Origin of the sequence: Microbacterium sp. LWS13-1.2 (assembly GCF_040144835.1) — a bacterium.
GTDB lineage: Bacteria > Actinomycetota > Actinomycetes > Actinomycetales > Microbacteriaceae > Microbacterium.
This window is the reverse complement of sequence record NZ_CP151632.1, coordinates 3,476,936-3,496,636: the sequence shown is the minus strand read 5'-3', so window position 1 is coordinate 3,496,636 and position 19,701 is coordinate 3,476,936. Positions and strand designations below refer to the sequence as shown.

Sequence of the window (19,701 nt, the reverse complement as noted above, 5' to 3'; positions counted from 1 at the left end):
CCAGAAGAGGCCCCTCCCAGCACGTAACGGCCGTGGATTAAAGCGACGTTCCCCAAGATCCCCAAGAGGTTCGGCGTTTCCCCAAACACGAGCCGAAACGTGTTCCCGCCGCAAAGGTATGCCGGGGATCAGCCCGCGTCAAGTATCCGGTGCAAATCCGAATTGCGAAGAACGCCCTGGTAACGATTGTCGAAAGTCGCGTAATAAATCCCAGAAAAGGAAAACGGCCCGGGTTCCCCCGGGCCGCTCCGTCACAGATGAGTTCTACTGGTTGCCGACTGCTCCGTCGACGTTCCCACGGATGTCGTCCACGGTGTCGTGGTGCTCCTCCGGCACGACTTTCTTCGCGATGCCCGAGGCGCCGTCCAGCACTTTGTCGCTGATGTCCTCGGCTTGCTCGGACTTCAGGAAATCGCCGATCTTCTCCTTGTTCTGCGCGTAGAGATCCTTGCCCTGGTTGACGAGGTCGTCGAGACCGCCCATGCTCACTCCTTCAGCCGCCCCCGGCGAGGCGTCAGGCCAATTGTGACGGGAACGGATGCCGCAGCGGAACCCCTGCCCTGGACGCCGAGAAGCCCCCGGGATCACTCCCGGGGGCTTCTCGTCACAGCAGTCGATGCGGTCGCAGAGCGACCTCGTCGAGAACCGTCTTACTTGATGATCTTCGTGACCGTGCCGGCGCCGACGGTGCGGCCACCCTCACGGATCGCGTAGCCGAGGCCCTCTTCCATGGCGATCGGCTGGATCAGCTCGACCGTCATGTCGGTGGTGTCGCCGGGCATGACCATCTCGGTGCCCTCGGGCAGCGTGATGACGCCGGTGACGTCGGTAGTGCGGAAGTAGAACTGCGGACGGTAGTTCGTGAAGAACGGGTTGTGACGGCCGCCCTCCTCCTTGGACAGGATGTACGCCGTGCCCTCGAAGTTGGTGTGCGGGGTGACCGAACCGGGCTTCACGACGACCTGGCCGCGCTCGACGTCGTCACGCTTGGTGCCGCGCAGGAGCAGACCACAGTTCTCGCCGGCCCATGCCTCGTCGAGCTGCTTGTGGAACATCTCGATACCGGTGACGATCGTCTTCTGCGTCGGGCGCAGACCCACGATCTCGACCTCGGAGTTGATCGCGAGGGTACCGCGCTCGGCGCGGCCCGTGACGACCGTGCCACGACCGGTGATCGTGAAGACGTCCTCGATCGGCATCAGGAACGGCTTGTCCTTGTCGCGCACCGGGTCGGGGATCGACTCGTCGACCGCCTCCATGAGCTCGAGGATCTTCGCGGTCCACTCGGCGTCGCCCTCGAGAGCCTTGAGGCCCGAGACGCGCACGACCGGAGCGTTGTCACCGTCGAAGTCCTGCGACGACAGCAGCTCGCGAACCTCGAGCTCGACGAGCTCCAGGATCTCCTCGTCGTCGACCATGTCCGACTTGTTCAGCGCGACGAGCAGGTAGGGGACGCCGACCTGCTTGGCGAGGAGCACGTGCTCGCGCGTCTGCGCCATCGGGCCGTCGGTGGCGGCGACCACGAGGATCGCGCCGTCCATCTGAGCAGCACCGGTGATCATGTTCTTGATGTAGTCGGCGTGACCCGGGGCGTCGACGTGAGCGTAGTGACGCTTCGGGGTCTCGTACTCGACGTGCGAGATGTTGATCGTGATACCGCGCTGGCGCTCCTCGGGAGCGGAGTCGATCGACGCGAAGTCGCGCTGCACGTTGGTGGCCGACGGGTAGGTGTCGGCGAGCACCTTCGAGATCGCTGCGGTGAGCGTGGTCTTGCCGTGGTCGACGTGACCGATCGTTCCGATGTTCACGTGCGGCTTGGTCCGCTCGAACTTGGCCTTAGCCACTGGGTCCTCCTCAGGACGGTCGTGTAGAACTTCCGGGCACTGGTTTGCGACCGGTCGTCTACGGGGATATCTCCACCTTAGTGGAGACGGTTCTGTTGATTCTGTGTGAAGTTGTGCCCCTGGGATGCCTCGTCACCGAGTCATCCCAGGGGAAAAGGGTTACTCGCCCTTGACCTTCTGGATGATCTCGTCGGCCACGGCGCGGGGAACCTCGGCGTAGCTGTCGAACTCCATCGAGTACACGGCGCGGCCCGAGGTCTTCGAGCGCAGATCGCCGATGTAGCCGAACATCTCGGACAGCGGGACCAGCGCGCGGACGACCTTGACGCCCTGTGCGTCCTCCATGGACTGGATCTGGCCACGACGCGAGTTGAGGTCGCCGATGACGTCGCCCATGTACTCCTCGGGAGTACGCACCTCGACCGCCATGAGCGGCTCGAGGATGACGGGGTTCGCCTTGCGGACGGCCTCCTTGAAGCCCATCGAGCCGGCGATCTTGAACGCCATCTCGGACGAGTCGACGTCGTGCGACGCGCCGTCCGTGAGGATCGCCTTCACGCCCACCATGGGGTAGCCGGCGAGCACGCCGATGTTCATGGCGTCCTGGAAGCCCTGGTTGGTCGGCTCGATGTACTCGCGCGGGATGCGGCCACCGGTGACCTTGTTCTCGAACTCGTACGTCTTGTCGGCCGTGACCTCGAGCGGCTCGAGCGCGAACTGGATCTTCGCGAACTGACCCGAACCACCGGTCTGCTTCTTGTGCGTGTAGTCGTGACGCTCGACGACCTTGCGGATCGTCTCGCGGTACGCCACCTGCGGCTTGCCGACGTTGGCCTCGACCTTGAACTCGCGCTTCATGCGGTCGACCAGGATGTCGAGGTGCAGCTCGCCCATGCCCTTGATGACGGTCTGACCGGTCTCGGAGTTCTGCTCGACGCGGAACGTCGGGTCCTCCTCGGCGAGCTTCTGGATCGCGAGACCCAGCTTCTCCTGGTCGGCCTTCGTCTTGGGCTCGATCGCGACCTCGATGACCGGCTCGGGGAAGGTCATCGACTCGAGGACGACCTGGTTGGCGCTGTCGGACAGCGTGTCACCGGTGGTGGTGTCCTTGAGGCCGATGACGGCGTAGATGTGACCGGCGGTGACCGAGTCGACCGGCATCTCCTTGTTGGCGTGCATCTGGAAGATCTTCCCGATGCGCTCCTTCTTGCCCTTGGTCGCGTTGACGACCTGGGCGCCGGAGTCGAGGTGGCCCGAGTACACGCGGATGTAGGTGAGGCGACCGAAGAACGGGTGCGTCACGATCTTGAACGCGAGCGCCGCGAACGGCTCGTCACGGTCGGCGTGACGCTCGATGATGACCTCTTCGTTCTTCGGGTCCTTCGCCTCGATGGCGGGGACGTCGAGGGGCGAGGGGAGGTAGTCCACGACGGCGTCGAGCATCGGCTGCACGCCGCGGTTCTTGAACGCCGAGCCGCAGAGCACGGGGTAGAGCTCCGAGGCGATGGTGAGTTTGCGGATGGCGCCCTTGATCTCGGCGACCGTGAGGCCCTCGCCGCCGAAGTACTTCTCGAGCAGGTGCTCGTCGGACTCGGCGACCGTCTCGAGCAGCTTCTCGCGGTACTCGGCAGCCTTGTCGGCGAGCTCGGCCGGGATCTCCTGGATCTCGTACTTGGCGCCCATGGTCACGTCGCCCTTGGCGTCGCCGGGCCAGACCAGCGCGCGCATCTCGACGAGGTCGATGACGCCCACGAAGTCGTTCTCCGCACCGATGGGCAGCTGGATCACGAGCGGCTTGGCCTTCAGGCGGTTGACGATCGTGTCGACCGTGAAGTAGAAGTCGGCGCCCAGCTTGTCCATCTTGTTGACGAAGCAGATGCGGGGCACGTCGTACTTGTCGGCCTGACGCCACACCGTCTCGGACTGGGGCTCGACGCCCTCTTTGCCGTCGAAGACGGCGACGGCGCCGTCGAGGACGCGCAGCGACCGCTCGACCTCGACCGTGAAGTCCACGTGGCCGGGGGTGTCGATGATGTTGATCTGGTTCTTGTCCCAGAAGCAGGTGACGGCGGCCGACGTGATCGTGATGCCGCGCTCCTGCTCCTGCTCCATCCAGTCGGTGGTGGCAGCGCCGTCGTGCGTCTCGCCGATCTTGTGGTTGACGCCCGTGTAGAACAGGATGCGCTCGGTCGTCGTCGTCTTGCCGGCATCGATGTGCGCCATGATGCCGATGTTGCGGACCTTGTTGAGGTCGGTGAGCACTTCTTGTGCCACGGGGGTCTGTCCTTACTTGTGGTGACGGATGTCGCGGTCCCGCCGCTCCCGTGGATGACACGGGAGCGGCAGGAAGCGGCTTACCAGCGGTAGTGCGCGAAGGCGCGGTTCGACTCGGCCATCTTGTGGGTGTCCTCGCGGCGCTTGACCGCGGCACCCAGGCCGTTCGACGCGTCCAGGATCTCGTTCTGGAGGCGCTCGGTCATCGTCTTCTCACGACGACCCTTCGCGTAGCTCACGAGCCAGCGGAGCGCGAGCGTGTTGGCGCGGTGAGGCTTGACCTCGACCGGCACCTGGTAGGTCGAGCCGCCGACGCGGCGGCTCTTGACCTCGAGGGTGGGGCGCACGTTGTCGAGCGCCTTCTTGAGCGTGGCGACGGCGTCCTGGCCGTTCTTCGCCTCGACACCCTTGAGGGCGGTGTACACGATCGACTCGGCGATCGACTTCTTGCCGTCGACGAGGATCTTGTTCACCAGCTGGCTGACGATGGGTGCGCCGTATACCGGGTCGTTGACGACGGGGCGCTTCGGGGCGGGTCCCTTACGAGGCATCTTGCTTAGCCCTTCTTCGCGCCGTAGCGGCTGCGAGCCTGCTTACGGTTCTTGACTGCCTGGGTGTCGAGTGCACCGCGGACGATCTTGTAGCGGACACCGGGGAGGTCCTTCACACGGCCGCCGCGGACGAGCACGAGCGAGTGCTCCTGCAGGTTGTGGCCTTCACCGGGGATGTACGCGGTGACCTCGGTGCCGTTGCGGAGCTTCACACGGGCGACCTTGCGCATCGCCGAGTTCGGCTTCTTCGGGGTGGTGGTGTACACACGGGTGCAGACACCGGCCTGCTGCGGGTTCGCCTTGAGCGCCGGCGCCTTGGTCTTCGAGACCTTGGGCGAGCGACCCTTGCGAACCAACTGCTGAATGGTTGGCACGTTCTCTCCTTGTTGTGCTGCACGGTGACAGCGTCGTGGTCTCCCCCGCCGCATCCGGATCTTGCGATTCATGACGCTGCGGGCTCACGCGGACCCACCGACGCGGCAGAATGACTGACGCGCTTTGCTTGGTGGGTATGCCGTGGGGGTGGCCTGTTCGCAGGCCGTTCCCTGAGATGCGGCGCCCACACCGTTCGCCGCACCGAGGCACGGTTGACGGCGCGCGTGAGCGCACACCCGATCCATGATACGTGGCTTTCGGGGACCGGGCAAACGCGCAAGCACGCCGCGGGCAGAACGAGGCTGCGACACGCCGTGGCGCGGGCCAGATGGGGCTGCGGTCAGCCCGGTCAGCCGGCGGTCAGCAGAGCCGCGAGAGATACCGCGACGACGATGACGAGAACGGATGCCGCCACCGCCGCGACGATGGCCCGGCGGCGTCGGCGGCGCCTCCCGGCCGCCTCGGCCGCTGCCGTGTCGACGTACGCCTGTGGCGCGTGGCGGGCAGGCTCGGCGCGCGCAGCCGTCGTCGAGGGGACGGACCGCGCACGGTAGGGGCTCGCATCCGCTCGCGGCGCGGACGCGACCCGAGCCCGGGGCGCCGGCGTGCCCGCCGGCGCGGCGGGGCCCGCCGGGGCGGCGCTCTCCCTCCGTCGCACCGTCGCCGTCAGCTCATCGATGTCCGCCGCAGGGCGACCGCGCCGGCGCGGACCGACCGGTGCCGACGTGGTCGCCGCCTGGGTCGTCAGCTCGGAGTTCGGGGGGATCAGGGAGCGCGCCGAGACGACGGTGACGTCGGCGTCGACGTCACCGTCGGCCGGCGTTCCGGCATCCGTCGCTCCAGTTCGGCGCCGCCTCGCGGGAAGCGTCCGTTCGTCGGGTGCCTCGTCCGCGGGCTCCCGCACGGCGCGCCGCGACAGGGCGGTGCGCTCGTCGTCGGGGTCGATCACCCGTCGCTCCGCCGCAGCCGGACCTCGGCGTCGCCCAGAAGGAACCGGTCTCCGGCCTCGACCTCTTCACCGGTGGGCGCTTCGACCTCGGTGCCCATCACCGTCGCGAAGAGGACGCCGTTGGTCGAGTCCAGATCGGTCACGTACCAGCGGTCGTCGCGCAGCGTCAGCCTCGCGTGCGTCTTGGACACCGTCCCGTCGTGGATCGACACCAGCTGCGCGCCGGGGAAATCGGGGTCGCCGGCCGGGCGCCGGCCGAGGATGACGACCTCCGCCGACAGCGCGACGGGGTCGCCGGTGGGCGGGACGAGGGTCCAGTCGGTGCGCTTGCGGCGGGCGATGATCGTCTCGTCGAAGACGTCCTCGTCGGGGATCTCGGGCTTGCCGTGGAATGCCGACACCGACGACCGCGCCGAGAGCGGCACACCGGCGTCCGGAGCCCCGGCGATCGCCGAGACCGGACCGGACGCCTCGGGGAAGGCGTCTGCGTCGCTCATCGGCGAGCGTGCCGGAGCCCACGGCTCGGCCTCGGCACTCGGGGCGTCGGCGACCGGGACGCGCATCACGGGCGGGCGGGTGAGGTGCTCCCCCGTGCTGCCCTCGGGCGCGGCGGACGGGTCGGATGCCGCCACCGGAGCGGCGGTGGAGGAGACCGGCGCGGGCGAGACGAACGACCGGGGAGCGATCGGAACGGCCGAGATGGGGGCGGGAGCACCGGGCACGGCGCCGGTGACCTCGGAGCTCAGGTCGGCGGCATCCTGGCCGAAGCCCTGCCACCGGTCTGCGGGCGCCGGCTCGGCGTCGTGCGCGTCGTCCTCGGCCCAGCCGGCGGCGACGGGAGCGGCGACCGGGCGACCGGGAAGCGGCGGGGGCGTCCAGCCGCCCACGGGCGGTGCGACCTCGTGCGCGTCGGCGGCCGGCGCGGCGGGCACGTTCGTCGCCGGGAACGCGGGAGCGGCGTTCGGGGGCGGGGCGAATCCGCTGGCCCCGGTCGCAGCCGCCGGGAACGCGGCGCCCTCGCCGGAGTGCGGGGCCGGCGTCGGGAACGGCGGCAGCGGCGGAAGGCCGGCGGTGTCGGCCGACCCGCGGCGGACGCCGCCGCCGTGCGCGCCGCGGGATGCGGACGACTGCTCGCGTCCGACCCAGCGGGCGCTCCCCCAGCCGACGATCGACGCCCAGACCGGGAAGAGCAGGACGCCGACCACCGTCATGCCCGCACCGAACCCGAACGCGACGTTGAGGCGGTACAGCGCGATCGCGAGGATCACCAGGAACGCGATGTTCACGAACGGGAAGAACGCCAGGATCACGAGCCACGGCGACAGCCCCGCCAGTTGCAGGACGACGACGATGTTGAGGATCGGCACCCAGGCCTTGAAGGATTCCTCGCCGGACTTGCGGAACACCGCTGACAGCGCGAGGGCCGTCCAGACGTAGAGGCCGGCGAACAGGAGGAGACCGGTCAGCGTCCCGAAGACGGCGGCGGTGGCATCGGTGGCGTTCATGGCATGGGACGCACAGGCTGGGCCCGTCGTCTCCCCCTCTCGGCGAATCTGCTGCGGACGCCCGTTTCGGGCGCCAGTGGTCGGAGCAACGATCTCAACGATACGGTCGCGCGGGCTCCGCGCCAGAACCCTTTTTCGCGGCGCAGTATCCGCCGCTCGGCGTCGACGGCGGCCCAGTAGCGCCGAGCCTCGTCGGCCGATAGCTCGGCGCGCGAGAAGACGGCACGATCTGCGGCGCGCGCGAGCTCCGCCCCGGCGGACGTCGCGAAGGCGGCGGCGAGCTCGCTCCGGGTGAGCGTCTTCGGTGCTGTGCGGCCCGTGTCGAGCGCGGCGTCGACGTACTCGTCCCAGCCCCCGGCGATGCGCGCTGCCGGGGTGCCGGTGCGTCGCCGAGCCCGGCGGCGGGCGGCCTTCGTCCCGACGACGATCAGCAGCGGGCCGAAGGCCAGGGCGAGCACCAGCAGCGCGATGCCGCCGATGCGCAGCGCCGGCCAGAGCCACGCGAGGTCGACGGCGGAGTCCTCCTCGGGGGTGCGTTCCTGCCCCGAGTCCTCCTGCGCGGGATCCGGCGGCACGACCTCCTCGACCGATTCGGGGCGCACCTCGGTGACGTTCTCGGGGTCTCGCTGCTCGGTGACGTCCAGGCTCGGCGACACGGCGTACTGCGGCGTCACGTCGACGGCGACCCATTCACCGGCGGCAGACTGCACCTCGGTCCACGCCGTGAGGTCCTGCGCGCGGCATGCGCCGTCGTCGCAGGTGGCGAGACCGGGCTCTGCCGAGGTGAGGCGCGCGCCGAGCACGACGCGCGACGGGAATCCGAGCTCGCGGGCCATGAGGGCGACGGCCACCGCGAACTGCTCGTCGTCGCCGATCGCGGCGACGTAGTTGTCGGACGCGGTAGCCCGCTGATCCGTCTCGCGCTCGAGCAGGCGCGCGAACATGGTGTCGACACGGGCCAGCGAATGGCCCGAGGCGCTCGGCTGGAACGTGTAATCGGGGAGCGCTGCCGCCCACGCGGGCTGCTCCGCTCCGCGGGAGAGCCCGTGGCTGAGGTAGCCGCGCTCCCGCAGCAGCGACACCAGCCCGGCGAGGGCGGCGCCGCCCGAGCCCGTGGCATGCTCGTCCATCCACGTGCGCAGGCTCTCGGGGGCGGCAACCCCGCCGGGGCTTCCGGGCGCCTCGAGCTCGGCCAGGTCCGCGGTCGGCGGCTCGACCCCGCGCACGACGTAGCTGTCGCCCGCGGAGAGCCCGCCGCCGGCGGTCTGCACGCCGGCCGCCGCGGCGGCGTTGTAGTAGAACCGGTCGGCGAGCGACGCCGACCTGTCGCCCTCGAACTCGACCGTCGAGAGGCGGCCGGCGGTCGGCATCCAGATCCCGTCCCAGGCGTCGATCTCGACGCGCGCCTCGACCGGCGATCCCTCACCCGCGTCGAGAATCGAGGGCACCCGCACGAACCGGCCCGCGTCGACGGCGCCTTCGCCGCCCGAGCGGAAGACCTCGCCGTCGTACGCGTCGAGGGTCGCGATGCGCACGCGCTCGGGGAGCGCGATCCCCGAGCCTTCGGCCGCTTCCACCGTGAACAGGACGTCGTCGGCGCGGTCGTCGCCGAACAGGGCGCGATACTCCGCCAGCGGGCTGACCTCGGCGGACAGATCGATGTCGGGGCCGACCGCCGAGCGCAGCACGTCGCGCTCCGCGCCGCGGGCGGCGAAGGGCACGACGGCCACCGCGAGCACCAGGGCGCCCGCCACCATGGCGGCCCCGAGAGCCGTCCGGCGGCGGTCGGCACCCGTCGGCCGGCGGGAGATGCGCACCCCGCTGGATGCCGCGGCCCGCTGCAGCGCGCGGATGCGCTCGTCGTGGGTGCGCCACGCGAGCCACAGCAGGCAGGTCACGAGACCGGCGATGCCCACGGCCGTCTCGACCGGGGCGTACAGCGCGACCGGGCCGAGCTGCCACGGGACGCTCACGGTGGTGCGTCCGAAGAACAGCCCGAACGTCACCATGCCGAGGGCCACCGGAACGGCGGCACAGGCGGCGCTGTCCTGGCGCCAGGCCAGCAGGAGCAGCGCGCAGGTGCCGACGAGGAACACCACGAGGGCGGGCACGAGCAGGTTGCGATATGAGCCGACGGGCAGTTCGACGGTGACGAGGTCCTTCCACCCCAGCACGAGGCCGCTCGCCAGCTCGCCGAGCCCACGGAGCAGGTCCTGCGGTGATCCCAGCCGCGAGGGGACGGCCAGCGGGATGCCGAGCAGCAGCACCGCGGCAGCGAGGAGTCCCGCGACCGACCAGCCGTTCCAGCCCCGCCACCACGCCAGCGCGGCGGTGCCGCCGCCCACGAGGGTTCCGGCGACGACCAGCACCGTGAAGGAGCCGGAGCGGTAGATGGGCCAGGCGGCCACCGCCGCGATCGCGGCGATCACCACCGCGAACGCCACGCCCACGCCGATGCGGGGCACCAGGCGGGGAGCGCGCAGAGCCGACGTCTCTGCGGCACCCGCGGATGCGGCATCCGTCCTCATCGGCACGGGGATCGGGCCGCTCACGACGTGGCTCCCCGCAGGAGCAGGCCCGACAGGTCATCGAGGGTGCCGACCGTGAGCACCGTCATGCTCGACAGCGGCTGCATGCGGGGGTGGGCGCGCTCGTCGCACATGATGCCGACGACGGCCGTGTCGGCCGGGAAGGCGAGCGCCGCCTGCTGCAGCCGCGTGAGCGGCACGCGCGAGCCGACGACGACGAACGCGATCGAGAGGCGCTCGCCCGACTCGGCGGCGAGGCGGCACACCTCGCCCACGGGCATCGTGCTCTCGAGCAGGTCGACGCCGCTGAACCCGTCGAGCATCGGGCGGGGCGCCGCGGCGGGAATGCGGCGGATCGCGCGCAGGCGGCCGCGGACCACCCGCGGGATCTCCGAGCCGGTGACGATCTGCACGTCCCGGGCGTCGTGCACGGCGCGCAGGCCCAGCGACGCGGCGCACGACACCGCCAGCTCGAACTCGTCGGCGTCCGCGTACTCGGCTGCGGCCACGGCGAGCACGACGGCCATGCGGGAGCGCCGTGACTCCTCGTACTGGCGCACCATGAGGCGCCCGGTCTTCGCCGTCGAGCGCCAGTGGATCTGGCGGCGCGAATCGCCGGGCACGTATTCGCGGATCGCATGGAACGACATGTCGGCGTCGACGAGCCGTCGCGTGGGAGAGCCCTCGAGGTCGCGGATGAGCCCCGCGCTCGTCGAGGGCAGACCGGTGGTGCGGGGATGGACGTAGAGGTCGTGCACGTCGGGGAACGAGTGCTCCCGGCGCAGCAGCCCGATGGGGTCGCTGCGCACGGTCGTCGCCGGACCCACCGTCACGATGCCGCGGGCGAGGCCGGGGATCTCCAGCGGCTGCTCGATGGCGTGGCCGGGACGCAGCAGCGGCACACCGAACTCCACCAGCCCGGCGCCCACCGCGACGTCGATGCGACCTGGAAGCGCGACCCGGTGGCCGTCGTTGCGCACGATGATGCGCCCGTCGACGCCGTCGCCCGCGACGACCCGCTGGTGCGTGAGCGTGAGATCGACGTCGTAGGCGCGCGCGCCGAACAGGAAGGGCACGGCGGCGAGCAGCAGGAGGAGGGATGCCGCCCCCGCGACCATGAACTCGACCCAGCCGAACGCGACGCCGAGCAGCAGCCCGGCCGTCGCCGCGACCGCCGCCAGGACGCCGGCGGGCCGGACCGTGCGTGCAGACCATGCGGCGGCCGTCGAGATCCCTGCGCCCGCCGCCCGCCAGGCCGCCGTCCACCAGACCGCCGCGCGCACGAACGTGCGACCGCGCCGCGGCTCCACGCTCGTCGCGGTGCCGGTCAGCGTCGTCGTGAGGTGCGTGCGACCCTCGGTGCCGGTGGACGAGACCGTGCGGGTGATGCGCGGTTCGAGGGTGCCCGTCCCGCCGCGTCGGCGGTCCCCCCGCCCGGCGGCGGCGCGCTCGGGGGTGCTCATACCGCTTCGCGTCTCGCGGGCGGCGCCACGTCGAGCAGCACCTGGCCGACCACGGTCTCCTGGGTGACCCCGTCGAACTCGGCCTCGGGGTGGAGGATCAGCCGGTGCGAGAGCACCGGCACCGCGAGCGTCTTGACGTCGTCGGGCGTCGCGTACGTGCGGCCCTGCGAGGCGGCGCGGGTGCGCGCAGCGCGGGTGAGGGCGAGCGCGCCGCGGATGCTGACGCCCAGGCGCACCTCGTCGGCCGTGCGGGTGCCGTCCACCAGCCGCGCGATGTAGTCGAGCACCAGCGCGTCGACGTAGACCTGGGCCGCGAGGTCGGCCATCCCGACCAGGGCCTGCGGCGTGATGATCGGGCCGAGGTCGGCGGTCGCGATCGCCGCGCCGTCGAGGATGCGGACGGTCGCGGCGTGGTCGGGGTAGCCGAGCGACGTGCGCATCATGAAGCGGTCGAGCTGCGCCTCGGGCAAACGGTACGTGCCGGCCTGCTCGACGGGGTTCTGCGTGGCGAGCACGAGGAACGGGATGCCGGCCTCGCGAGAGACGCCGTCGATCGTGACGCGCCCCTCCTCCATGACCTCGAGCAGCGCCGACTGGGTCTTGGGGCTCGCACGGTTGATCTCGTCGGCGAGCACGATGTTGGCGAAGATCGGGCCGGCATGGAACTCGAACACGCCCTCCTTCTGGTCGTAGACGCTGAGCCCCGTGATGTCGCTCGGCAGCAGGTCGGGCGTGAACTGGATGCGCGTGTTGGTGCCCTGCACCGACTGCCCCATCGCCCGGGCGAGGGAGGTCTTGCCCGTGCCCGGCACGTCCTCGAGCAGCACGTGGCCGTCGCTGAGCATCGCGGTGAGGACGAGCTCGACGACGTGGCGCTTGCCGAGCACGGCGCGCTCGACGTTGTCGGCGATCTGCCCGAACGTCTGCGCGAACCAGTCGGCCTGCTCCTGGGTGATCGTCATGTGCTGTCCTCTGTGGTGTGCGGGTGGGGCCTGCGGCGAGCGGATGGATGCCGGTGGTCAGGGTGCGGGGGGCGGCTCGGGGTTGCCGTTGTTCGGCTGGCACGCCGCCGAGAACTCGGTGCTCGCGGGGGCCAGCCCCCAGCCCTGGGCGTCCCAGTTCACCGTCACGGAGATGCCTTCGACCCGCTTCGCGCCGATGGGCACGTCCCACGTGTCGACCGTGTGCGGGAGCAGCCTTTCGTCCTCGTCGTAGTAGCGCAGTTGGGAGTTCCCGAAGGCGAAGACGGCTGACGAGCCGTTCGGGGCGTTCGACGACTGGCCGCGGTAGGCGAGCGGGCTCCCGCCGACGCACGATGTGACGGTCCAGTTCGCCTGCACCTGGTACGGGGCGCTGCCGGCGCGCGGGGTCACGGTCGACCACGTGGTCGCCGTGCCCCAGAACTCGTGGACGTATCGCACCTGGATGCCGGGATCCTGGCCGAACACCGTGCTGCCGGGGCCCCATCCCTGGAACTCGGCGCGGTTGCGGTTCGGAAGCCGCTCGGTCGTGGTGGGGTTCTCGCGGATCACCCAGTCGGCGCGTTGCTCCTGCACGTTCGGCCTGCCGTCAACGGCGAACGTCCAGCCCTGCGGCGCCCTGCCCGACTGCTGGGCGCGGACGGTCGCGGTCGTCTCGACGCGGCCGAAGGACTCGTCGTCCCACCACGACTCGACGCACATCCGGAACGCGTACTCCTCGCCGTCCTCCAGCCCGGGGAAGGTGGCCGTCTCGCCGCCGTCGATGACCCTGCAGCGGTCACCGTCCTGCACGATTCCGTAGCGCAGGCCCGATCCGTCGCCGTTGACCACGGCCGACCCACGCGCCGTGACGGTGGCGGTGCCGTCGCCGTTCGACACCGCACTGAGCGTCAGCTGCGGCGACAGCGGACTGCCGATGCCGTTGGCCTGCACGGTCGCGGCGGCGCCCGATGCGCTGCCGCCGAGCCCCGGCGGCAGGTCGAAGCGGGAGTAGGGCGTCACGGTGATCAGCGAGGCGGTGTTGCTGCCCACGCGGTACCAGGGCACCTCGACGCTCGTCCGGTTGCCGTTGACCGGCACGCGCACCACCTCGCCGACGGGGCTCGAGATCTCGAGGCTTCCCGTCTCACCCACCTCGATGCCGTCGATCACGAGCGACACGATCCCGCCGGCGCCGTCGCCGGTGACGACGGGGGCGGCCGTCACGCTCGTCGGCGCGAGCGGCGCGTCGTACGCCCAGGCCAGGGTGCGGACGCTCCCCTTCGACTCGCCCACCGCGTTTACCGCCCACGCCTCGTAGGTGCGCTGCTCGCCGTTGGGGGCTGCGACGGGCGGGCAGACGCCGTCCGCGGCGCACCGCGCGACCTCCTGGCCACCCGAGCGGATGACGAAGCCGGAGAGCGCCGGATACGCCGCGCGTGCCTGTCCCGGGTCGACCCTGAGCGTCACGGTGCCGTCGGCGTAGGACGCCTGGCTGATGCTCGCGGGCGACTTGGGGTATCCCAGAAGATCCAGCAGCACGCGCCCGTCGCGCTCGGCGTTCGTGACCCGGCCCTGGGCGTCGCGGACCGAGAATGTGGCGGTGCACGTCGCCCCCGGGGCATCCGTCGTCCACGTCGCCGTGATCGACGTCGCCGACGCGACCTGGAATCCCACGCCTGCGCACGATCCCGTCGGCCGCACATCGACGACCTCGAGCGGGGTGCGCGGCAGCGGATTGACCTCGCCGCCCGCGCCGATGACCGGGATGGTGCACGACGAGCCGGACGCCTGCGAGCACTGCTGCACGACGGAGCCGCCCTGCGGCAGCGTCGACGGCGCGGCGCCGACGCGGAGGATGAGGCGCGCGGGCGTCACCGAGGGGTGGCTCGTGACCGACACCAGGACGGCCTCCTCCGACCCCTGGACGGCGCGATCGGCGCCGGTCACGGTCACGGTGGAGCCCTCCTGCGTCACCTGGAACGCGGTGCCCGAGTGCTCGGTCGCGTACACGATGCCGTCCCAGTCCTCGCGCAGCTGCCATGTGGTCATGTTCTTGAGGTCGAACGACGCGGTCTCGCCGGGACCGACCGTGATGGAGCCGGGACGCAGCTCGGGCTGCGGATCGCGCGGGTGCACCACGATCGGCACCGAGAGGAGAGTCCACTCCTCGTCGCCCGACAGCCGCACCGGCACCTGGCACGCGTCCACCCACGGTGCGCCCGCTCCGGCGTCGTAGCGGATGACCGTGCCCGAATCGATCGCGCACGCGGCCTCCGCACGGGCTCCGGATGCCCGGACGTCGTCGCCGATCTCGATGAGCGCACCGCGTGGGCGTGCGACGAGGCTCGCCATGTCGAAGGTCCCCGACTCGAGCTCGGTGACTTCGGGGGATGCCGCGCCTGCGCGGAGAGTCAGCGCAAGGTCGTCGTCACCCGGCACGCGGAGGAACCCGTACGACGTGACCTCACCGGCAGCGCTCTCGCCGGTCACGGCGAAGGGGATGAGCTGCGTGGTCTCGGGGAGCGCGCCGCGCAGGCGCGAGCCCTGCACCGCCACCCCCTGCGGGTCGCCCCACAGCGAGAGCTCGAGGTCGCCGGCGTCGCCGCCCGACCACGTGACCTTGCCCGCCAGCACGTCGACGCCCCGCGGGAAGTCCTCGCGGCTCTCGACGGTGAGGCTGGTGTCGGCGACGACCGGGTAGTCCGGCACGCTCTCGCGCACCACCCGCACCACGATGAGGCCGCGCCCCGTGTTGCCCGACGAGGACTCCACGTCGTAGAGGAAGGACATCGTCGCCGGCTCGTCGCCCGCCGCGATGCGGACCGTCGCGTCGTCGACGGCGACGATCTGGTCGCCGAGACGCTCGTACTCCGGATTGTCGCTGCCGTCGATGAGGGTCGCCGGCACGTCGGGACGGATGTCGGTCACGCGCAGCTCGCCCATCGTCGGATCGACGTCGTTCGAGAGCGGGCTCACGCGGATCGTGTTGCCGTCGCCCGCCTGCACCTGCACGTAGTCGGTGAAGGTGACCGGGCTCGGGTTGGCCTCGCTGTCCAGCACGCCGACCCGCACGGTGCCCTCGGCGGTCTCGCCGAACGCGTCGACGACGCGGTAGCGGAACGACACCTGCCCGCTGTCACCCGGGACGCTCGTGTACATGATCGACGCGCCGTCGGCCGTGATCGTGGCGGCTCCGCGCTCGGGCTGGGCGACGATGCGGTCCAGCGTCACGACGTCGCCGTCGGGATCCATCCCGAAGCCGTCGAACTCGATGAGCGCGGACTGGCCGCTCAGCACGCGGCCCTCGAGCGTGTCGGCCGTCGGTGCGCGGTTGGCGTCGGCGTCGATGACCCGCACCCGCACCGCCGCGGTGTCGGCGAGCGCCGGCGCACCGGTGGTGAACACCGAGTACTCGATGCCGTACTCGCCGGGCTCGCCGGGCGCCAGGTAGCGCAGCAGGTCGCCCGATGCGAAGGCCAGCGCCCCATCGGACGAGGACCGCACGGACGCGGGGTTGAGGGTGGGCAGCCCGCCCGACGGCGCGATGTCGTTGTCGAGCACCGGGATGTCGATCTGCGCGCCGGCGCGCACCACCACGGTGTCGTCGACGGCGATCGGCGCGAGCTCGGGCGCCGGAGGCAGCAGGTACACCGTGGCCTCGCCCTGGACGCTCGCGCCGGTGTCCTCGGTGCCGTCGCTCACGACGTACGAGACCGTGCCCAGCCGGCCGGCGGCGCCGTCCGCCGTCGTGCCCGACACCCGCAGGTGGTTCTGGCCCACGGCGTCGACCGACAGGGTGGCGCCGTCGTCGGCTCGCGCGGTGACGTCGCTCAGCAGCAGCACGCGGCGCGTCGGGTTCGAGACCGCGTCGAAGACCTCGAGCGTGGCGTCCTGCTGGGGGTGCACGAACGCCACCACCGGCGAGGTCGAGAGTTGGGCGGGCGCATCGGCGGGCAGCAGGGTGATCCGGGCCGTGCCGGCCGCCTCGCTGACGCCGTCCGTCACCGTGAAGTCGACGCGGAACGTGCCGGGGTTCTGCGCCGTGAAGTCGAACGACGTCGAGCCGCCGACCACGGTCGCCGTCGCTGCGGCGTCGTCGAGTACGCGCACCGACTCGAGCGAGAGCGTTCCCGCCGTGCCGGTGACGTGGTCTGCGACGTCGATGGTCATGCCCGATGCCACCGTGTCGGTGACGGCGAACGACTGGGCGGCCAGCTGCGGCTGCGGCGACACCTTCACGGTGAGCGACTTCACCGCCGTCTGCCCCTGGGTGTCGGCGACGGTGACCGCGAGCTCGATGAGCTGCTCGCCCCCGTCACCGGTGTCGCTGTGCTGGTAGACGACGTCGCCGCCCGGTGTCGAGGCGACGCTTCCGGTCCCCGTCACGTTCTCGACCGACAGCAGCAGCAGCGGGTCGCCCTCCGGGTCCACCCAGCCGGGGAGCACCGGCACGGTCACCGTGCCACCGCGCGCGACCTCCGGCTGCGGCCACTCGACGAGGCAGCGCTCGACGCCGCACCACTCCGGCGCCGACTCGGCTGCGGCATCCGCCACGGTGACGGTGACGGTCGTCGACTCCGACATCAGGCCGTTCTCGGTCGTGCCGTCGGTGACGGCGTACGAGAAGGTGGCCGAGCCCGTCGCGCCGGGCTGCACGCGCACCGCGAGGCGCTGGTCGTCGTCGGTCACCGTCACGGCGCCGAAGGCGGGATCGAGGCCCGTGACCGACGCGGGGTCGATCGTGAGCACGTCCTCGTTCGGGTCGTGGTCGTTCATCAGCACCGGCAGCGAGGCGAGCGCCCCGGAGCGCACGCCGAAGGCGTCCGGCTCGGCGATCGGGGGCTTCGGGTCGAGCACGACCTGCAGCTGCTCGCCGCTCGGCACCGCGTCGGGGTCGGTGCGGTCGTCGAGGCTCCAGTCCTGACTCGAGGCGATGAGGGCGCCGTCGGGCACCGACCACGCCCATCCCGACCGCGTGTCGTTGAGGATCACGGCGGAGTCGCTCGCGACGAAGACCGGGCGGACCTGGTCGCCCATCGCCTCGGCGCCGTAGTCGAGGACGACCGTCGCGCCGTTCGAGCGCCACAGCAGCCCGCCCGCGTCGCCCGTGCCCAGCCAGGCGGCGTAGGTCTCGCCGTCGTGCGTGACCGGCTGCGCCGGGGTTCCGAGCACCGTGCCGGTGCCGCCGCCGACCTCGGTCGCCATGCTGGAGCCGTCGGCCGGCACGCGCACGAGCGCGGTGTCGTCGGCGAGGTAGACGTCGGTGCCGCCCGCATCGGGCGCGCCGACGACCACGGTGCCGGTCGTCGGCGTCCGGACCGGGCCGTCCTGGCCCCGCAGCCAGACATCGCCGTCCTCGGTGTCGACGACGGCCCACGTGTCTCGCGCGGCGGTGATCGCCGGCGCGGCGAGCCCATCGGCGTCGAGGGTGTCGCGGTCGCGCACCTGGCCGTCGCGGACGTCGTAGCGCAGCACCGAGCCGTCGGCGCGCGAGTACGCGAACAACACGCCCCGGGCGTCGACCGCGATCGCCTCGGCGGTGTACTGCGGCGTGTCCTCGTCGTCGGTGCGGAACGGGTCGAGCTGGGATGCCGAGCCGCTGGAGAGCCGCCCGGCGAACACGGCGCCCGAGTCAGTGAGATACGCCACGTAGTCACCCGCGGTGACGACCTCGGTGGTGCCGGGCGGCGTCTTCTGCGACGTCTGCAGCGCCTCCTCGTCGAGGTCCTCCGGCATCGCCGCGTCGATGCGGGTGAGCGTGCTGTAGCTGTCGCTGAACAGGTACGCGGCATCCCCCGTCTGCACCACCTGATCGGGATTGCTGATGCTGCGGACGGTGTCGAGCTCGCCGACCGAGGTGTTCACCCGTGCATAGCGCCTGCCGTCGCCGGTCTGCAGCGCCCACACCGCCGTGTCCACGTCGGGTGTCTCCTGGGCGTCCAGGCCCGGCCACACGATGCTGACCCCGATCACCGCGGCCGCCACCGCGCCGGCGGCGACGAGGCCGGTGACCGTGCCGCGGCGCATCACAGCACCCCCACGGCCAGCAGCACCGCGACGACGGCGCCGGCGCCGGCGACCACTCCCGCGCCGATGCCGACGACCCACGGCAGCGCGCCGCCGCCGCGTCTGAGGCGCGCGGGCGCCGAGATCTCCGTGTCTTCGTCACGGGCGAGGGCTGCCACCCCGGTGCCTGCCCGGGACTTGCGGGTGAGGTCGCGCTCGACATGGGAGCGGGCCGGTCCGCGCAGCGCCGAGTCGCCGAAGTCGACCGGACCGGATGCCGGTGACCACTCCGCGTCGGGGATCTCGAGCGGCGTCGGCGAGAGGCCCAGCCCCGCCTGCACCTCGCGCAGCGCCTCGCCGAACGCACGCGCCGAGTCGTAGCGGCGACCGGGGTCGCGGCTCATCGCCGTGGCGAGCACGCTCTGCAGCGACGCCGGGACGTCGGCGCGGGGGATCTCGACGTAAGTGGCGCGCGCGATGCGACGCCGCAGCAGATCCTTGGTGTTCTGGCCGCGCTCACGCCGCTCGAAGGGGCTGTGACCCGCGAGCAGCGAGTACACCGTCGCGCCGATGCTCCACACCTCGCTCGTGACGGTGCCGCTGGTCTGCTCGGCCACGACCTCGGGCGAGCTCCACGGGATCGACATCGCCAGCACCTCGCCGCCGCTCTTGCGCTGGAGCGACGCTGAGATGCCGAAGTCGGCGAGCACCGGAGTACCGAAGGTCGTGATGAGGATGTTGCTGGGCTTGACGTCGCGGTGGATGAGGCCGGCGCGATGCGCCGACTCCAGCGCGCTCGCCATGCGCACGCCGATCGCGAGCACCTCCTCGACGGGGATGCGCTCCACCCGGTAGCGCTGCGCGAGCGAGCCGGGGCAGTACTCCATCACGATGTACGGCCGCCCGTCGGCCGAGATGCTGGCCTGGTAGACGGTCACGATCGAGGGATGGGCGGACAGGTGTGCCAGGACATCGGCTTCGGCGTTGAACATGCGCCGCAGCTCGGGGTCGCGCACGTCGCTGGGCATGACCTTGACCGCGACGTTGCGGCGGGGCATGTCCTGCTCGTACAGGAAGACGTCGGCGAATCCGCCGGAGCCGAGAGGGCGGATGTAGGCCAGCCCGGGAAGTATCGGGGGCGCCGAGGGAAGCCGTGTGGCCACCACACCTCCCCCGCAGTCCGCTACCTTGACACGACCCGTGCCGTCGTGACGGCAACAAACCTGGCCATGCTAACAAAATCA

12 protein-coding genes are annotated in these 19,701 nt (G+C 71.3%); all 12 read right to left on the bottom strand.

Annotated features, from left to right (window positions below):
• Positions 1-264: 264 nt before the first annotated feature.
• On the bottom strand, positions 265-483 hold the full coding sequence (locus MRBLWS13_RS16130; protein WP_349426346.1) for a hypothetical protein: 219 nt from the start codon (positions 481-483) through the stop codon (positions 265-267).
• A gap of 167 nt (positions 484-650) precedes the next feature.
• Positions 651-1,844: an elongation factor Tu gene (gene tuf / locus MRBLWS13_RS16125; protein WP_308867838.1), complete on the bottom strand. Its 1,194-nt coding sequence runs from the start codon at positions 1,842-1,844 to the stop codon at positions 651-653.
• 159 nt (positions 1,845-2,003) lie between these two features.
• The gene (gene fusA, locus MRBLWS13_RS16120) at positions 2,004-4,118 is read right to left on the bottom strand and encodes an elongation factor G (RefSeq protein WP_349426345.1); all 2,115 of its coding nucleotides are present in this window, start codon (positions 4,116-4,118) and stop codon (positions 2,004-2,006) included.
• A gap of 80 nt (positions 4,119-4,198) precedes the next feature.
• The gene (gene rpsG / locus MRBLWS13_RS16115; RefSeq protein ID WP_055962856.1) at positions 4,199-4,669 is read right to left on the bottom strand and encodes a 30S ribosomal protein S7; all 471 of its coding nucleotides are present in this window, start codon (positions 4,667-4,669) and stop codon (positions 4,199-4,201) included.
• 5 nt (positions 4,670-4,674) lie between these two features.
• Positions 4,675-5,043 (bottom strand): 30S ribosomal protein S12, encoded by a 369-nt coding sequence (rpsL, locus tag MRBLWS13_RS16110; RefSeq protein WP_018171438.1) that lies wholly within the window; start codon positions 5,041-5,043, stop codon positions 4,675-4,677.
• A 350-nt stretch (positions 5,044-5,393) separates the two neighbouring features.
• On the bottom strand, positions 5,394-5,993 hold the full coding sequence (locus MRBLWS13_RS16105) for a hypothetical protein (RefSeq protein WP_349426344.1): 600 nt from the start codon (positions 5,991-5,993) through the stop codon (positions 5,394-5,396).
• Entirely contained in the window at positions 5,990-7,498 is a 1,509-nt protein-coding gene (locus MRBLWS13_RS16100) for a DUF5684 domain-containing protein (RefSeq protein WP_349426343.1), read from the bottom strand. The genes MRBLWS13_RS16105 and MRBLWS13_RS16100 overlap by 4 nt, the downstream gene beginning before the upstream one ends.
• Positions 7,495-10,050 (bottom strand): transglutaminase domain-containing protein, encoded by a 2,556-nt coding sequence (locus tag MRBLWS13_RS16095; RefSeq protein WP_349426342.1) that lies wholly within the window; start codon positions 10,048-10,050, stop codon positions 7,495-7,497. Before MRBLWS13_RS16095 ends, MRBLWS13_RS16100 begins: the two co-directional genes overlap by 4 nt.
• Positions 10,047-11,489: a DUF58 domain-containing protein gene (locus tag MRBLWS13_RS16090; RefSeq protein ID WP_349426341.1), complete on the bottom strand. Its 1,443-nt coding sequence runs from the start codon at positions 11,487-11,489 to the stop codon at positions 10,047-10,049. Before MRBLWS13_RS16090 ends, MRBLWS13_RS16095 begins: the two co-directional genes overlap by 4 nt.
• Positions 11,486-12,451: a MoxR family ATPase gene (locus MRBLWS13_RS16085; RefSeq protein WP_349426340.1), complete on the bottom strand. Its 966-nt coding sequence runs from the start codon at positions 12,449-12,451 to the stop codon at positions 11,486-11,488. Before MRBLWS13_RS16085 ends, MRBLWS13_RS16090 begins: the two co-directional genes overlap by 4 nt.
• A gap of 57 nt (positions 12,452-12,508) precedes the next feature.
• The gene (locus tag MRBLWS13_RS16080; protein ID WP_349426339.1) at positions 12,509-18,478 is read right to left on the bottom strand and encodes an Ig-like domain-containing protein; all 5,970 of its coding nucleotides are present in this window, start codon (positions 18,476-18,478) and stop codon (positions 12,509-12,511) included.
• The gene (locus tag MRBLWS13_RS16075) at positions 18,478-19,620 is read right to left on the bottom strand and encodes a serine/threonine-protein kinase (RefSeq protein ID WP_349426338.1); all 1,143 of its coding nucleotides are present in this window, start codon (positions 19,618-19,620) and stop codon (positions 18,478-18,480) included. The genes MRBLWS13_RS16080 and MRBLWS13_RS16075 overlap by 1 nt, the downstream gene beginning before the upstream one ends.
• Positions 19,621-19,701: the final 81 nt, after the last annotated feature.

What these genes read in the sequence shown, in the direction of transcription:
- MRBLWS13_RS16100 (WP_349426343.1), bottom strand. Translation starts at nt 7,498, where the DNA reads ATGAACGCCACCGATGCCACCGCCGCCGTCTTCGGGACGCTGACCGGT.
- MRBLWS13_RS16090 (WP_349426341.1), bottom strand. Translation starts at nt 11,489, where the DNA reads ATGAGCACCCCCGAGCGCGCCGCCGCCGGGCGGGGGGACCGCCGACGC.
- MRBLWS13_RS16085 (WP_349426340.1), bottom strand. Translation starts at nt 12,451, where the DNA reads ATGACGATCACCCAGGAGCAGGCCGACTGGTTCGCGCAGACGTTCGGG.
- rpsG (WP_055962856.1), bottom strand. Translation starts at nt 4,669, where the DNA reads ATGCCTCGTAAGGGACCCGCCCCGAAGCGCCCCGTCGTCAACGACCCG.
- MRBLWS13_RS16080 (WP_349426339.1), bottom strand. Translation starts at nt 18,478, where the DNA reads ATGCGCCGCGGCACGGTCACCGGCCTCGTCGCCGCCGGCGCGGTGGCG.
- MRBLWS13_RS16130 (WP_349426346.1), bottom strand. Translation starts at nt 483, where the DNA reads ATGGGCGGTCTCGACGACCTCGTCAACCAGGGCAAGGATCTCTACGCG.